Origin of the sequence: Pseudoalteromonas sp. S1610 (assembly GCF_005887465.1) — a bacterium.
GTDB lineage: Bacteria > Pseudomonadota > Gammaproteobacteria > Enterobacterales > Alteromonadaceae > Pseudoalteromonas > Pseudoalteromonas undina.
This window is the reverse complement of the sequence record NZ_PNDI01000027.1, coordinates 1-13,339: the sequence shown is the minus strand read 5'-3', so window position 1 is coordinate 13,339 and position 13,339 is coordinate 1. Positions and strand designations below refer to the sequence as shown.

General features: G+C 40.0%; 14 protein-coding genes. 4 read left to right on the top strand and 10 right to left on the bottom strand.

The window, feature by feature from the left end:
• Positions 1 to 217 precede the first annotated feature (217 nt).
• A complete protein-coding gene (locus CWB77_RS11500; protein WP_010390821.1) occupies positions 218 to 1,531 on the top strand; it encodes a peptidoglycan DD-metalloendopeptidase family protein in 1,314 nt (437 codons plus the stop codon).
• Between the two features lie 148 nt (positions 1,532 to 1,679).
• Here CWB77_RS11500 and CWB77_RS18430 read toward each other — a convergent pair whose 3' ends face one another.
• The 5 genes from CWB77_RS18430 to CWB77_RS11480 form a co-directional block, all read right to left on the bottom strand.
• Entirely contained in the window at positions 1,680 to 1,856 is a 177-nt protein-coding gene (locus tag CWB77_RS18430) for a hypothetical protein (protein ID WP_010390817.1), read from the bottom strand.
• Positions 1,857 to 1,875: 19 nt separating this feature from the next.
• Entirely contained in the window at positions 1,876 to 2,847 is a 972-nt protein-coding gene (locus CWB77_RS11495) for an aldo/keto reductase (RefSeq protein WP_010390816.1), read from the bottom strand.
• A gap of 139 nt (positions 2,848 to 2,986) precedes the next feature.
• On the bottom strand, positions 2,987 to 4,117 hold the full coding sequence (locus CWB77_RS11490) for a sodium ion-translocating decarboxylase subunit beta (protein WP_008115142.1): 1,131 nt from the start codon (positions 4,115 to 4,117) through the stop codon (positions 2,987 to 2,989).
• Between the two features lie 14 nt (positions 4,118 to 4,131).
• Positions 4,132 to 5,913 carry a sodium-extruding oxaloacetate decarboxylase subunit alpha gene (gene oadA / locus CWB77_RS11485; protein ID WP_010390815.1) on the bottom strand — a complete coding sequence of 594 codons (1,782 nt, stop codon included), beginning with the start codon at positions 5,911 to 5,913 and terminating at the stop codon, positions 4,132 to 4,134.
• Positions 5,914 to 5,925: 12 nt separating this feature from the next.
• Positions 5,926 to 6,171, bottom strand: a complete 246-nt coding sequence (locus CWB77_RS11480) for an OadG family protein (protein ID WP_010390814.1) — start codon at positions 6,169 to 6,171, stop codon at positions 5,926 to 5,928.
• 523 nt (positions 6,172 to 6,694) lie between these two features.
• Between CWB77_RS11480 and CWB77_RS11475 the strand changes: the two genes are divergently transcribed.
• The 3 genes from CWB77_RS11475 to CWB77_RS11465 all read left to right on the top strand — a co-directional run bounded on the left by CWB77_RS11475 (position 6,695) and on the right by CWB77_RS11465 (position 7,712).
• Positions 6,695 to 6,868 (top strand): DUF1328 domain-containing protein, encoded by a 174-nt coding sequence (locus CWB77_RS11475; RefSeq protein ID WP_002961939.1) that lies wholly within the window; start codon positions 6,695 to 6,697, stop codon positions 6,866 to 6,868.
• Positions 6,869 to 6,918: 50 nt separating this feature from the next.
• Positions 6,919 to 7,110: a hypothetical protein gene (locus CWB77_RS11470; protein WP_008115136.1), complete on the top strand. Its 192-nt coding sequence runs from the start codon at positions 6,919 to 6,921 to the stop codon at positions 7,108 to 7,110.
• A 134-nt stretch (positions 7,111 to 7,244) separates the two neighbouring features.
• On the top strand, positions 7,245 to 7,712 hold the full coding sequence (locus tag CWB77_RS11465) for a YcxB family protein (protein ID WP_054202264.1): 468 nt from the start codon (positions 7,245 to 7,247) through the stop codon (positions 7,710 to 7,712).
• Positions 7,713 to 7,765: 53 nt separating this feature from the next.
• On the opposite strand, the gene csrA is transcribed toward CWB77_RS11465, so the two are convergent.
• The 5 genes from csrA to CWB77_RS11440 form a co-directional block, all read right to left on the bottom strand.
• Positions 7,766 to 7,957, bottom strand: a complete 192-nt coding sequence (csrA, locus tag CWB77_RS11460; protein ID WP_004587515.1) for a carbon storage regulator CsrA — start codon at positions 7,955 to 7,957, stop codon at positions 7,766 to 7,768.
• Between the two features lie 90 nt (positions 7,958 to 8,047).
• A complete protein-coding gene (locus tag CWB77_RS11455; RefSeq protein ID WP_055013358.1) occupies positions 8,048 to 9,265 on the bottom strand; it encodes an aspartate kinase in 1,218 nt (405 codons plus the stop codon).
• 6 nt (positions 9,266 to 9,271) lie between these two features.
• Entirely contained in the window at positions 9,272 to 11,872 is a 2,601-nt protein-coding gene (gene alaS / locus CWB77_RS11450) for an alanine--tRNA ligase (protein ID WP_054202266.1), read from the bottom strand.
• 19 nt (positions 11,873 to 11,891) lie between these two features.
• A complete protein-coding gene (locus tag CWB77_RS11445; RefSeq protein ID WP_138622806.1) occupies positions 11,892 to 12,344 on the bottom strand; it encodes a regulatory protein RecX in 453 nt (150 codons plus the stop codon).
• Entirely contained in the window at positions 12,344 to 13,132 is a 789-nt protein-coding gene (locus CWB77_RS11440) for a BPSS1780 family membrane protein (RefSeq protein WP_010390805.1), read from the bottom strand. Before CWB77_RS11440 ends, CWB77_RS11445 begins: the two co-directional genes overlap by 1 nt.
• Positions 13,133 to 13,339 lie beyond the last annotated feature (207 nt).

Sequence of the window (13,339 nt, the reverse complement as noted above, 5' to 3'; positions counted from 1 at the left end):
TTTAAAAGCTAATTTAACATTACGATGAAAAAGCAAAGTATCCAAGGATATAAAATAGTGCTGTTATTCAACTTTAAACACAAACAGCCTGAATACCCTATGATTTTAGCTTAATTTAACGCGAGTTTAAATCTACAAAATACTAGTATTCATAGATTATTCGTTATATCCTGCAATATAATCTATTTATTATCTTGACAGCAGAAAAAGGCACGTTATGGTCCACGTGGTTAACACGCTCCCCAAAAAACACAAAATGCTTATTCTAGGTTTGGTTTCTGCTATTGTTGCCTTAGCCTTTTTACCTTCTGAAAAAGCCACTGCATCCAAAGACAATAGCGAGAACACGCTAGAAATTGGTAAGCGTTACGAATTACAAATAAAAGTAGGTGAAAACGAAAAACTCACCGACTTAAATTCAGAGCATGCAGCGCAAAAACTTCCAGAATATGATTTTGTCGATCACCTTGTTAAAAATGGTGACAATTTAGCGAACATTTTTAAGCGCGCTGGTTTTTCTGCGCAAACGCTTTACAAACTGGTTAACACAAATGCTGAAACACGCAAGCTTACCAAAATTCATCCAGGTGAAACACTAAGCTTTGCTACTGCAAAAGATGGTTCGTTGGCTCAGTTACGTTACGTTATATCTAAAACAGATACCTTATATGTCACCCTTAATGACGAAGGCCAATACGATACTTCAATTGACAGCAAAGAAATAGAAACACTGAGCAAAACCGCCGGTGGGGAAATTTCTAGCAGTTTTTGGACGTCAGCGATCGCTGCAGGTTTAAGTGAACGCCAAATCATGAACTTTGCCGATATATTTGGTTGGGACGTGGATTTTGCAAATGACATCCGTAAAGGTGATGAATTTGGCTTAATATATGAATCTCATTTTGTTGACGGTGAATTTATTGGCACCGGTAAAATTATTGCCGCAGAATTTATAAACCAAGGCGAACGTTACACAGCAATTCGACACACAGACGGTAATTTTTATACCCCTGAAGGGCGTAGTATGAAAAAAGCCTTCTTACGTGCACCTGTTAACTTTAAATATATTAGCTCAAGCTTTAATCCTCGCCGCTTACACCCTGTTACAGGACAAGTAAAAGCACACCGAGGTATTGACTACGCTGCGCGTACAGGCACGCCTGTTGTATCATCAGGTAATGGTAAAGTTATCAAAGCGGGCTACAGTAAATATAACGGTAATTACGTATTTATAAGCCACGGTACACAATACGTTACTAAGTACTTGCACCTTAACAAACGCCTAGTTAGAACAGGGCAAAAAATCAAACAAGGTGAGAAAATTGGTACTGTAGGCTCAACAGGTCGAGTAACTGGGGCACATTTACATTATGAGTTTTTAGTTAACGGTGTTCATCGTAATCCCAAAACTGTGAAACTACCTAAATCTGAGCCATTACCACGCTCAGAGCTTGCTAAGTTTAAGCCTATTGCTGATAACTTTATTGCGCAACTTGAGCGTAACAGAGAGCTTCAGTTGGCACTTAAATAAAGAGTTTAATAATTAAATAAAAAAGCCTTTGCAGGGATAACCCGCAAAGGCTTTTTTGTATGTGATGATTATACCAACCAGCATAGATATTTGAATAGTTTCACGAATTACCCATTGTATCTAAGCTGCTTGGTGCTAAATTTCAGAGTTAATTTACGAGTACATAAATAAGCTGCACAACCAAAGAGATCATCACCAGTGGCCAAATATACTTACTATATTTAGTAGCGCTCTCAAGCCCCATTTTACTTTGGTATTTTTCCAGTAACGGAATAATGATCACCAAAGCAATGACTAAGCTAATTAAAATAACAAATATGTTCATATCATCACCCTACACTAGGTTATGGTAAAGCGCAGCCTTTCGCGCTGATATATAGCTCATACCAATGCTCACGACTTAAGTTAACATTAACCGCATCACAGGATGCTTTTATACGCTCTATATTAGTAGTGCCAATAATTGGTTGAATTGATGCTGGGTGGCGCAACAACCATGCTAATACGATAGCTTCAGCTGTTGTACCATAAAGTATGGCAAGCTTACTGACTAAAATACTGGTATTAATATCTGCAGGCGAGGCCTTTGATAAATCACCACCAGAGTATAAGCCTTGGCATAAACTGCCCCAACTTTGAATCTGAATTTCATGCTCACGGCAATATTCAATATTGCCTGGGGTAAAGTTAATATCCTTGCCATCAGCATTACCCACATAAACGCCTTCATCAACCCATTGATGTTTTTGTAAACTCGCTTCGATTTGATTTGCCACAATCGGCATATCTAAAGCGCGTTGCAAAAACCGTATTTGATATTGCGACATATTAGACACCGCAAAATGACGCACTTTGCCACTTTCTTTTAAACAACTAAATACTTGTGCAACTTCCTCTACTTCCATTAAAGGATCTGGGCGATGCAGCATAAGTATATCTAAATATTCGGTATTTAATCGCTTTAATGAGCCCTCTACTGAGCGCTCAATCCAATCAGCTGAAAAGTCATAACGTTGTGGGTTTTTATCATCAGCAAAGCGAATACCACACTTAGACTGAATATACATTTTCTCTCTAAGTTCTGGTCGCTCAGCCAGAGCTTGACCAAAAACATGTTCGGCTTTGCCTAAGGTATAAATATCAGCATGATCGAAAAAATTAATTCCGCCTTCAATGGCGGCATCTATGCATGAATGAGTTTGTTGTAAATGCGCACTGGTAATCGCATCTTTATTCCATGCGCCTCCCAAACCCATACAGCCGAAAACAAGTTTGCTTACATTCGGGAGATATTTTGCCAGCGGAGTGTGTAACATTTTGACAGCCCTTTAAAAAATGAAGAGTGATTACTTTAAACAAAAAACCCTATACAAGAAACCGCTTAAGTCAAAACAGTGAATTTTATGCAAAAAAAAGCGCAGTAAACTGCGCTAATAGGTTGAGTCTAAATTATATTTAACCCACAAGAGCGAGTAAAATACCTGCCGCAACAGCACTACCAAGCACCCCTGCAACATTAGGCCCCATGGCATGCATTAATAAGAAGTTATGCGGGTTATTTTCAAGCCCAACCTTATTAACAACACGTGCTGCCATAGGCACAGCGGATACACCCGCAGCACCAATTAATGGGTTTATGGGGGTTTTTGATATCTTATTTAAGCCTTTAGCCATAAATACACCTGAGGCTGTACCAATAGCAAACGCCAGTGCACCCAGTACCAAAATACCAATAGTTTCTACTGTTAAGAACTGCTCGGCAGCAAGTTTAGAGCCCACTGCAAGTCCTAGAAATATAGTGGTGATATTAATGATTTCGTTTTGCGCACTGTTGCTGAGCCTATCAACTACACCCGACTCACGCATTAAGTTACCTAAACAGAACATACCAACCAGCGGAATTGCCGCAGGTAAGAATATAGCAGTTAAGGTAAGCACCATCAGTGGGAAAATAATTTTTTCCTTTTTAGATACTTTACGCAGTTCTGGCATTTGAATTTTGCGTTCTTCAGGCGTTGTAAACGCACGCATGATAGGTGGCTGAATAATAGGAACCAACGCCATGTACGAGTACGCAGCCACCGCTATAGCGCCCAGTAAATCAGGGGCCAGCTTTGACGCTAAAAAGATAGCGGTTGGCCCATCTGCACCACCAATAATCGCAATTGCAGAAGCATCTTGTAAGCTAAATTCAAATCCAGGAATAAAGTTAAGTAAAATAGCGCCAAATAACGTCGCAAAAATACCAAACTGCGCTGCCGCACCTAATAGCAACATACGCGGGTTGGCAATCAAGGCACTAAAATCAGTTAAGGCCCCCACTCCCATAAATATTAATAGCGGAAAAATACCGGTATCAATACCAACATAATAAACATAGTAAAGTAAGCCACCTGGATCTGATAAACCAGCTACTGGAATATTAGTTAAAATAGCTCCGAAACCAATGGGCAGTAGTAATAACGGCTCAAAGTTTTTGGCAATTGCTAAAAATAATAGCAAACAACCAACGGCAATCATGATCAGCCCAGGAAATGTAAAGTTAGCAATGCCTGTGGCATGCCAGAGGTTTAAAATACCATCCATCCTCTATTTACTCCTTAAGCTAGTGCAATCATTGCATCGCCGGTTGACACTGAATCGCCCTCAGAAACAAGCACCTCAGCAATCGTACCGGTATGCATGGCGCGTACTTCGGTTTCCATTTTCATGGCTTCCATAATAATTACCACATCACCTTCATTGACTACCTGACCGGGTTTTACTTTAATTTTAAAAATATTACCGGCCAGTGGTGCATTTAGAGTTTCACCCGAGGCAACCGATGCTGACTGTGGAATATGCTCTGAGTCTTTTAACGTCACCTCTTTAAGCTCACCACCTTGAGCAACCACGACATCGTATACTTTACCGTCTACTTTAACGCTGTATTGCTCTGCCTTAACGCTTTTATTGTTTGCCGCTGATTTTTCAGGTGCTTTATTGGCGTTATCATCAGCGCTAGGAACAGGCTCAAATGCATCAGGATTGTTACGGTTTTTAATAAATTTCAAACCAATCTGCGGAAATAATGCATAGGTAAGCACATCATCAATTTGCTCATCGGCTAAAGTTAGCCCTTGCTCCTGCGCAAGCTTGCTTAACTCAGCTTCTAAAGTTTCAAGTTCAGGTTTAATAATATCTGCAGGGCGACAGGTAATTGCTTCACTGCCATCAAGTACGCGCTCTTGAAGCTCTTTATTCATTGGTGCAGGTGTTGAACCATACTCACCTTTTAATACGCCAGCAGTTTCTTTGGTAATGGTTTTATAACGCTCACCAGTGAGTACATTTAATACCGCTTGAGTACCAACAATTTGTGAGGTAGGTGTAACGAGTGGAATAAAGCCTAAATCTTCACGTACTCGTGGAATTTCAAGTAGCACTTCGTTTAGTTTATCAGCAGCACCTTGCTCTTTAAGCTGGTTTTCCATGTTAGTTAACATACCACCTGGTACTTGGGCTAATAAAATTCGGCCATCGACACCTTTTAAGCTGCCTTCAAACGCAGCGTACTTTTTACGTACGTCTCTAAAGTAAGCGGCAATTTCTTCTAGGTGGTTTAAATCAAGCCCGGTGTCACGCTCGGTCCCTTCAACGATTGCAGCAATTGTTTCAGTTGCTGAATGGCCATAAGTCATGCTCATAGACGATACAGCTGTGTCGAGCATATCAATGCCGGCATCAATCGCTTTTTGATAAGTAGCGGTGCTTAAACCCGTTGTTGCATGGCATTGCATAGCAATAGGTATGGAAACCGTTTCTTTTAACGCTTTAATGAGTTCTTCTGCATCGTAAGGCTTAAGCAATCCCGCCATATCTTTAATACAAATTGAATGACAACCCAATTCTTCAAGCTGCTTAGCAAGTGTTAACCACATATCTAATGTATGTACAGGGCTTACTGTGTAAGAAATTGTACCTTGTGCATGTGCCCCTACTTTAACCGCCGCTTTTATGGCAGTTTCTAAGTTACGTACATCATTCATGGCATCAAAAATACGAAATACGTCTACGCCATTTTTGTGAGCGCGCTCAACAAACTTCTCAACCACATCATCAGCATAATGGCGATATCCCAATAAGTTCTGACCACGAAGTAGCATTTGCTGTGGTGTATTTGGCATCGCTTTTTTAAGCGCGCGAATACGCTCCCATGGATCTTCACCTAAATAACGAATACATGAATCAAAGGTAGCTCCCCCCCAAGATTCTATAGACCAATAACCTGCGTCATCAATTTTTTTTGCAATAGGTAACATGTCGTCTAATCGCATGCGGGTAGCTAAGAGCGACTGATGTGCGTCACGAAGTACGAGTTCTGTTATTTTTAATTTAGCCATTGGTATGCTCCTCTAATTATTATTTGTTTTGTACTGAGCAATGGCAGCACTAATTGCAGCGATGTGCTCATTTGGCACACCTTGAGATTTAAAAGATGGTGTTCTCTGTGATGCTTCTAGTTCTGGCTGAGAAAACTTGCTAGCCAGCTTAGACATGAGTGTCACTGCACCAATCAATAAAGAAAGAAATACAAACACACCCACCATGCCTGTTAGCATTAAATTGCCTGCAGTTGTGAGTAAAGCCCCTATATCCATAATTCTCCCCTGTTTAAAACCAAATACATAAAAAATCGGTTTATTTAAATAACTATTCACCAATAGTAACAAAAACTATTCTTTTGTCTACACGTTGTAAATTGGTAAAACCAATTAATCTAAAAGTAACATATCACCAATAAGGTTAACACCACCTAAAATAGCTTATTTAACCCAGATATATAGATGCTAAAAATGTTCGTTATAAACAAAGAATATATAAAAACACTAATACTTTGTAAAAACACATATAAAACAAACCTATTGTGCTAACCCACTAATAACCTTCAAAACAAATGTTAATTGGTCTTACCAAAATAAAAAAAGCAACAACTATTTATTATCTCATCAGAGACAACTGTGAATAAGTTACCGATAAGATCGTAAAAATTACCAACTCAATATAAAGCCAATCGCGAAAAAACAAAATAAGCCATTGATTTAAAACAAAATAAAATACTGGCACATTACTCGCTTATATAAAAACAACACTTTAACACTTAGATAAATCAAGGAGATGACAATGTTACGCTGGACAATTACATTTTTGGTGATCGCACTAATCGCAGCCGTTTTAGGATTTGGTGGTATTGCAGGAGCCGCAGCAGGAATTGCTAAGATCATATTTTTTATCTTTTTAGTTTTACTGGTTATTTCACTTGTCTCTGGCGCTTTACGTGGTAAAAGCCCCAGGTAGATAAGAAACAACGAACTCTCTTTTTAAATTTATATACAAGGAATTACATTATGAAATCATCAACACTTAAAGCAGCAGCTATTGGTCTATTCGCAAGTGCATTTATTATGGGTTGTGAAGACAATCATGCAGAAGAAGCCGGTGAGCGTATTGACGAAGCCGTGACAGATGTTCAAAACAAGGTAGAAGATACCTGTGAAGAAGTAAAAGAAGGCGTTAATGCCGAAGAGACAAATTGCTAATATTATTTATTTAGCTAAGAAACGACCTACGGGTCGTTTTTTTATGCCTAAAATATAAATAGTTTCTAGTCATTTCCCCTTTTAAGCTGCGCATTAGGCTAAAATAATAAAAAATAGCTTTTAAGTGCAAACACATGGTCTTTACAACAACTTATAAACTCGATAAACCTTATTTTTATGAATGCTTCGACCAATCGCTGCCTTATAGTAAGCGTTCACAACCTAAATACTTTTTATTGGCGCTACTTGTGGTTTTAGGGTTATTTGGCATTTATGGTTTAGGCGATCATTACCTTGGTACATTCTTGCTTATGTTAGCTTTACTTGAATGTATTGCCTTTTATTATCGTCGTCCTTGGTGGGTAACAAGACAAATGCTTAGCAGAGCATCTGGTTCTGAAGTCACTCTCACCTTCGACGAGGACGGAATAAAATCAACCAATCATTACAAGAATTACCAGTTAGCTTGGCACGACATTAATGAAGTAATTACTACAGATTGCGGCCTATTGTTAAAAAGTAAAAGCGGTATGCAATACATTTCTAAGGCAATACTCGACGAAGAAACGATTGATTTTATACACAAAAAAGCCACTCAATGAGTGGCTTTTACAAATGTCATAGTTATTAACTAGCACATTTTATACTATGTTGATTAAGCATTGCCCGGATTAGGGTTAGACTTTTCAGCTTGTATGCGCATGTAAATTTCTTCACGATGAACTGATACGTCTTTAGGTGCGTTAACACCGATACGAACTTGATTTCCTTTAACACCCAGAACAGTAACGGTTACTTCGTCACCAATCATCAGGGTCTCGCCTACTCTACGAGTTAGTATTAGCATTCTCTTGCTCCCATGTTCCAATAAAATTATAAGATTCCGCACACACATTTTAATTAAAATTAGACTAAAAAGTAAGTAAAAACTCTCAATCTATTCATTTTCTGTTAAAAATGTCTTATGTAATGCACGAACAGCCAGCTCGAGGTATTTTTCATCTATTAAAACTGAAATCTTTATCTCTGAGGTTGAAACAAACATCACATCAATATTCTCTTGTGCTAACGAATCAAAAAATAAACTCGCTACCCCAGAATGAGATTTCATCCCCATACCTACAGCTGACACTTTCGCCACATTAGTTAATCCGTCAATTGCCTGTGCGTCAAATTGCTGTTGCTCAGCCGTTAACAAATCAAGTGCGTTTAAATAATCATTTAAATGCACAGTAAAAGCATAGTCGACTTTTTCAACTTTATGATTAATTTGATTAATCATATCTATTTCGATGCCATTATCTGCAAAAAGTTTCAAAATTTTTGCAAGCGCTTTAGTGCCTTGCGGTACTCCATGTACCTTAATCAAACACTCGTCTCGATTAAATGCAATACCCGACACAACGTTACTCGCCACATCGCTCTCCTCAAAACTAATTAATGTACCTTCATCAGGTTTAAAGCTAGATAACACTCTTAATGGTACATTGTGCTTACCAGCCGACTCTACAGAGCGAATATGTAGCACTTTAGCACCTAAACTAGCCAGCTCAAGCATTTCGGCAAAGGTTACATGGCTTAAACGTCGTGCATTAGGTTCAATACGAGGATCTGTTGTATATACGCCATCAACATCAGTATAGATCTGACATTCATCCGCTTTTATTGCACCCGCTATTTCAACCGCAGAGGTATCGGTGCCACCACGCCCAAGCGTAGTCACGTTGCCCTCAATATCGCGCCCCTGAAAGCCGGCAATAATAGCAATACGGTTATGTTCAAGTTCATGTTTTAAACGCGTTGCAGCCACGTCCTCTACACGGGCTTTACCGAACATGTTATCGGTTAATATATTCACCTGATCGGCTAACAAGCTTACCGCAGAATGGCCGCGTTTAATAATCGCCATCGCTAATAAAGCTATAGAGACTTGTTCACCGGTACTGAGTAATACATCGAGTTCACGACTACTCGGGCGAGAGTCGATTTGTTTGGCAAGATTAATTAAGCGATTGGTTTCTCCCGACATTGCCGAAAGCACCACCACCACTTGGTGGCCTTGTTGCTTAGTTTTAACAACAAGGTCGGCGACCGCTTCAATACGCTCTATTGAGCCTACCGAAGTGCCGCCAAATTTTTGAACTATAAGTGCCACTTAAGCTTAAGTACGCTCAGTTAACCAAGCTGTTACGCTATCAAGTGCTGCAGTTAAGTTTTGTGGCTCAGAACCACCCGCTTGCGCCATATCTGGACGACCGCCGCCTTTACCACCTACTTGGCCTGCCATGTGGTTAACTAACTCACCCGCTTTTACTTTACCGGTCAAGTCTTTAGTTACACCCGCAATTAGGCTTACTTTATCACCGCTGGCAACACCTAAAGCAATAACGCCTGAGCCAATCTTATTTTTAAGATCATCAACCATGCCACGAAGCGCTTTTGATTCAGTTCCTTCAACGTTGGCAACTAACAATTTAACCCCATTAATTTCAACCACTGAATCAAGTAACGATGCACCTGCCGCACTGGCTAGTTTATCGTTAAGTTGGGCAACTTGCTTTTCAAGTCCTTTCGACTTTTCAAGTAAGGCAGTTACTTTTTCAAGTACTGACGCACTGTCACCTTTTACAAGCGCTGCAACATCTGCTAATTGCTGTTCTTGTTCATTAACATAAGCGATTGCTTCTGCACCGGTTACCGCCTCAATACGACGAACACCGGCAGCAATACCGCTTTCAGATACAATTTTGAATAAACCAATGTCACCTGCACGCTCTACGTGTGTACCACCACAAAGCTCAATTGAGTAATCACCTATGGTTACTACACGTACTTCGTCATCGTACTTTTCGCCAAACAATGCCATAGCACCTTTTGCTTTAGCATCATCAATTGCCATTAGCTCAGTATTAAGTGCAAAGTTACGACGAATTTCGTCATTTACTACACGTTCAATTTCGCGCAGTTCTTGTTTGGTCACCGCTTCAAAATGTGAGAAGTCAAAACGCAGACGATCTGGCTGCACAAGTGAGCCTTTTTGCGATACGTGCTCACCTAAAAGCTGACGCAATGCTTCATGTAAAATGTGCGTAGCTGTGTGATTTTTCTTAATGCTTTCACGACGCGCATCGTCAATTGTCGCATCCACTTTATCGTTAACGCCAATACGCCCTTGTACTGTTCCATGATGAGCAAAAGCATTACCCAATTTAGTGGTATTCGTTACATTAAACTCACCACCGGCAACAGTAATTGTTCCGCTATCACCAATTTGGCCGCCTGATTCAGCGTAAAACGGAGTACGGTCTAAAACAATAATACCTTGCTGACCATCTTCTAATAACGATACAGATTCGCCACCGGCAAAAATTTCTACTACAGTGCCACGGTAATGATTACTATCGTAGCCTTTAAAATCAGTGTGCTTATCTGATTTTAATTGCTCATTATAATCTGCACCAAATTTGCCCGCTTGCTGTGCTGTTTTACGTTGCACTGCCATACATGCTTCAAAACCTTGATGGTCAATGGTCATTTGGCGTTCACGCGCTACATCAGCTGTTAAATCGGCAGGGAAACCATAGGTATCGTAAAGCTTAAATACTAAGTCACCTGGGATCACATCCCCGGTTAAATCACTTAGGCTTTCTTCTAAAATAGCTAAACCACGCTCAAGCGTTTTACCAAACTGCTCTTCTTCAATACGTAGTACTTTTTCAATAATTTCTTGTTGCTTAGCAAGCTCTGGGTACGCTTGACCCATTTGCTCAATAAGTGCAGCAACCAATTTATAGAAAAACGCGCCTTTAGCACCTAACTTATTACCGTGACGTACTGCACGACGAATAATACGACGCAATACATAACCACGGCCTTCGTTTGATGGCATAACCCCATCTGAAATTAAAAACGCACACGAACGAATATGATCCGCAACCACGCGAAGCGACTTATCATCCATATCTTGTGCATTAGTAACGCTTGCAGCGGCGGCAATTAAGCCTTGGAATAAATCGATTTCGTAGTTTGAATGCACACCTTGTAAAATAGCTGAAATACGCTCAAGGCCCATACCAGTATCAACAGATTGCTTAGGAAGTGGCTCCATAGTCCCGTCGCTTTGACGGTTGTATTGCATAAATACTAAGTTCCAAATTTCAATGAAACGGTCGCCATCTTCTTCAGGAGTGCCCGGAGGACCACCCCAAATGTGCTCACCGTGATCATAAAATATTTCAGAACATGGACCACAAGGGCCGGTATCACCCATAGACCAAAAATTATCGCTCGTTGCAATACGAATAATACGATCTTCAGGTAAACCTATATCGTTAGCCCAGTAGCCAAAGGCTTCTTCGTCATCATGGTAAATGGTCACTAACAGCTTTTCTTTTGGTAGTTTTACAACCTCAGTTAAAAACTCCCACGCAAATTTAATTGCATCTTGCTTAAAGTAATCACCAAAGCTGAAATTACCTAGCATTTCGAAAAAGGTATGATGACGTGCTGTGTAACCAACATTTTCTAAATCGTTGTGTTTACCACCAGCACGCACACAACGCTGAGAGCTAGTTGCGCGTGTATAAGGGCGGCTTTCGGCGCCTAAAAATACATCTTTAAATTGCACCATACCGGCATTATTAAATAACAACGTGGCATCGTTACCCGGTATAAGCGAACTAGAAGGAACAACTTGATGTTGTTTGCTGGCAAAAAAGTCTAAAAACTGTTGCCTAATTTGTGCGGTAGTCATGTGCTGCATGTGAAAGTCTCACCTGTATTTACTGTGCTTGCATTGCAAAATTTATTTGATCATAGCTAAAACCTCGATACATTAAGTAGCGCACGCGCTTAGCTTTTTCTTTGTACTCGAGGTCTGCCGGTGTCGTTGAATATTTTTTGTTGTACGCTTCCTGCGCGAGCTCAAACCAATCTATTTCCAGCTCATCAACCACTGTTTCAAGCAGTGCTCTATTAATCCCTTTACTCATGGCCTCACTTTGAATTCGCTTTAAGCCATGGCATTTAAATATGTGTTTTCTGACAAACCCTTCACAGTAACGCTGCTCGTTAATAAAATTGTGCTTTTCACACCAATCAAGCAGGTTTTCTATGAACTCGTCGGTTGCTTCTCTTTGCTGTAACTTTTGGGTTAACTCACGGCGCGAATACTCTTGCCGACCAAGCAACCAAAGCACATAGTTTTTTAACTTTTGTTTTAACGTATCATCCATTAAGCGTCAAAGCGTCCGCTTTGCTCGCTACTTAAAGGCTTAATGTTACTGTCATCACTTGGTGGCACAACGGGCATAAAAATAGCCTGATAAGATACAAAGAAACTAATGTAGCAAATTGGCATTAAAATCAACAGCGGTAGTAGCGATAAGAACATCGACAACACCATTAATAATGCGCAAATAATACCATAAACACTTAATGGTAAAATATTATAATAAAACACCATAAACGAACTTTTTAAGGCATTTAAAATACGTTGCTCTTTATTAAAATAAACCAGCGGTACTGCGTAGGCAAACGAAGTAAAGTAAATAGAGAGCGCAATTAAAAACAATGCCACGTTAGCAAGCGAAATACTCTCAAGCATTTGACTAACAGCGGTGTTTGGATCTAGGCCAGGCTGTGTCATAACCGCCATTGCATCAGCAAATAACCCATTGGCGAGCAAGGCAATTAAAATACCGGCACCCATTTGATAAAGCGCTAAGCGAAATAAGCCTAAGCGATTTCCTTTGGCTGAAAAGGGCTTCAAAATATCGGCTAACATAATTTTTCCGCCCTGCTGCTTGGTAAGCACGGCTTGATAAAAACCAGCGGTTAAAAATGGTGTAGCCAATGCTGCAGCTATTTGTAATACCGGCAAAAATAACGACAACAAGCCAACAATGCCAATAAACAAATGCATAAAAATAAAAGTTAATGGCTGAGTTTTAAAAATTAGCCAACCCGCTTTAAACCATTTTAATGCCGCATCAGCTTTAAAAATTCGTAATTGTGTAGACATACTTGCTCTTAATTAAAACAAAACACGCCGAGTATAACTCGGCGCTGGTTGGTATTACATAGGTGGCGGCGATAAATGCCGTTAATATTAGGGTCTGTTGCCCTTTACGGATTAAAATTTGTTCAAACTAGGGGCGGTTTAATCGCGGCGCGAGGTTTGTAACCTAGTGGGCTAAGTAAAAACCGAGCAAAGCTTCCGCGTACGGCT

Excerpts from the sequence above, each read along its gene's own strand:
- csrA (WP_004587515.1), bottom strand. The coding sequence starts at position 7,957 with ATGCTAATACTAACTCGTAGAGTAGGCGAGACCCTGATGATTGGTGAC.
- CWB77_RS11490 (WP_008115142.1), bottom strand. The coding sequence starts at position 4,117 with ATGGATGGTATTTTAAACCTCTGGCATGCCACAGGCATTGCTAACTTT.
- CWB77_RS11495 (WP_010390816.1), bottom strand. The coding sequence starts at position 2,847 with ATGTTACACACTCCGCTGGCAAAATATCTCCCGAATGTAAGCAAACTT.
- CWB77_RS11500 (WP_010390821.1), top strand. The coding sequence starts at position 218 with ATGGTCCACGTGGTTAACACGCTCCCCAAAAAACACAAAATGCTTATT.
- CWB77_RS11470 (WP_008115136.1), top strand. The coding sequence starts at position 6,919 with ATGAAATCATCAACACTTAAAGCAGCAGCTATTGGTCTATTCGCAAGT.
- CWB77_RS18430 (WP_010390817.1), bottom strand. The coding sequence starts at position 1,856 with ATGAACATATTTGTTATTTTAATTAGCTTAGTCATTGCTTTGGTGATC.
- CWB77_RS11440 (WP_010390805.1), bottom strand. The coding sequence starts at position 13,132 with ATGTCTACACAATTACGAATTTTTAAAGCTGATGCGGCATTAAAATGG.
- CWB77_RS11465 (WP_054202264.1), top strand. The coding sequence starts at position 7,245 with ATGGTCTTTACAACAACTTATAAACTCGATAAACCTTATTTTTATGAA.
- alaS (WP_054202266.1), bottom strand. The coding sequence starts at position 11,872 with ATGCAGCACATGACTACCGCACAAATTAGGCAACAGTTTTTAGACTTT.
- oadA (WP_010390815.1), bottom strand. The coding sequence starts at position 5,913 with ATGGCTAAATTAAAAATAACAGAACTCGTACTTCGTGACGCACATCAG.
- CWB77_RS11475 (WP_002961939.1), top strand. The coding sequence starts at position 6,695 with ATGTTACGCTGGACAATTACATTTTTGGTGATCGCACTAATCGCAGCC.
- CWB77_RS11480 (WP_010390814.1), bottom strand. The coding sequence starts at position 6,171 with ATGGATATAGGGGCTTTACTCACAACTGCAGGCAATTTAATGCTAACA.
- CWB77_RS11445 (WP_138622806.1), bottom strand. The coding sequence starts at position 12,344 with ATGGATGATACGTTAAAACAAAAGTTAAAAAACTATGTGCTTTGGTTG.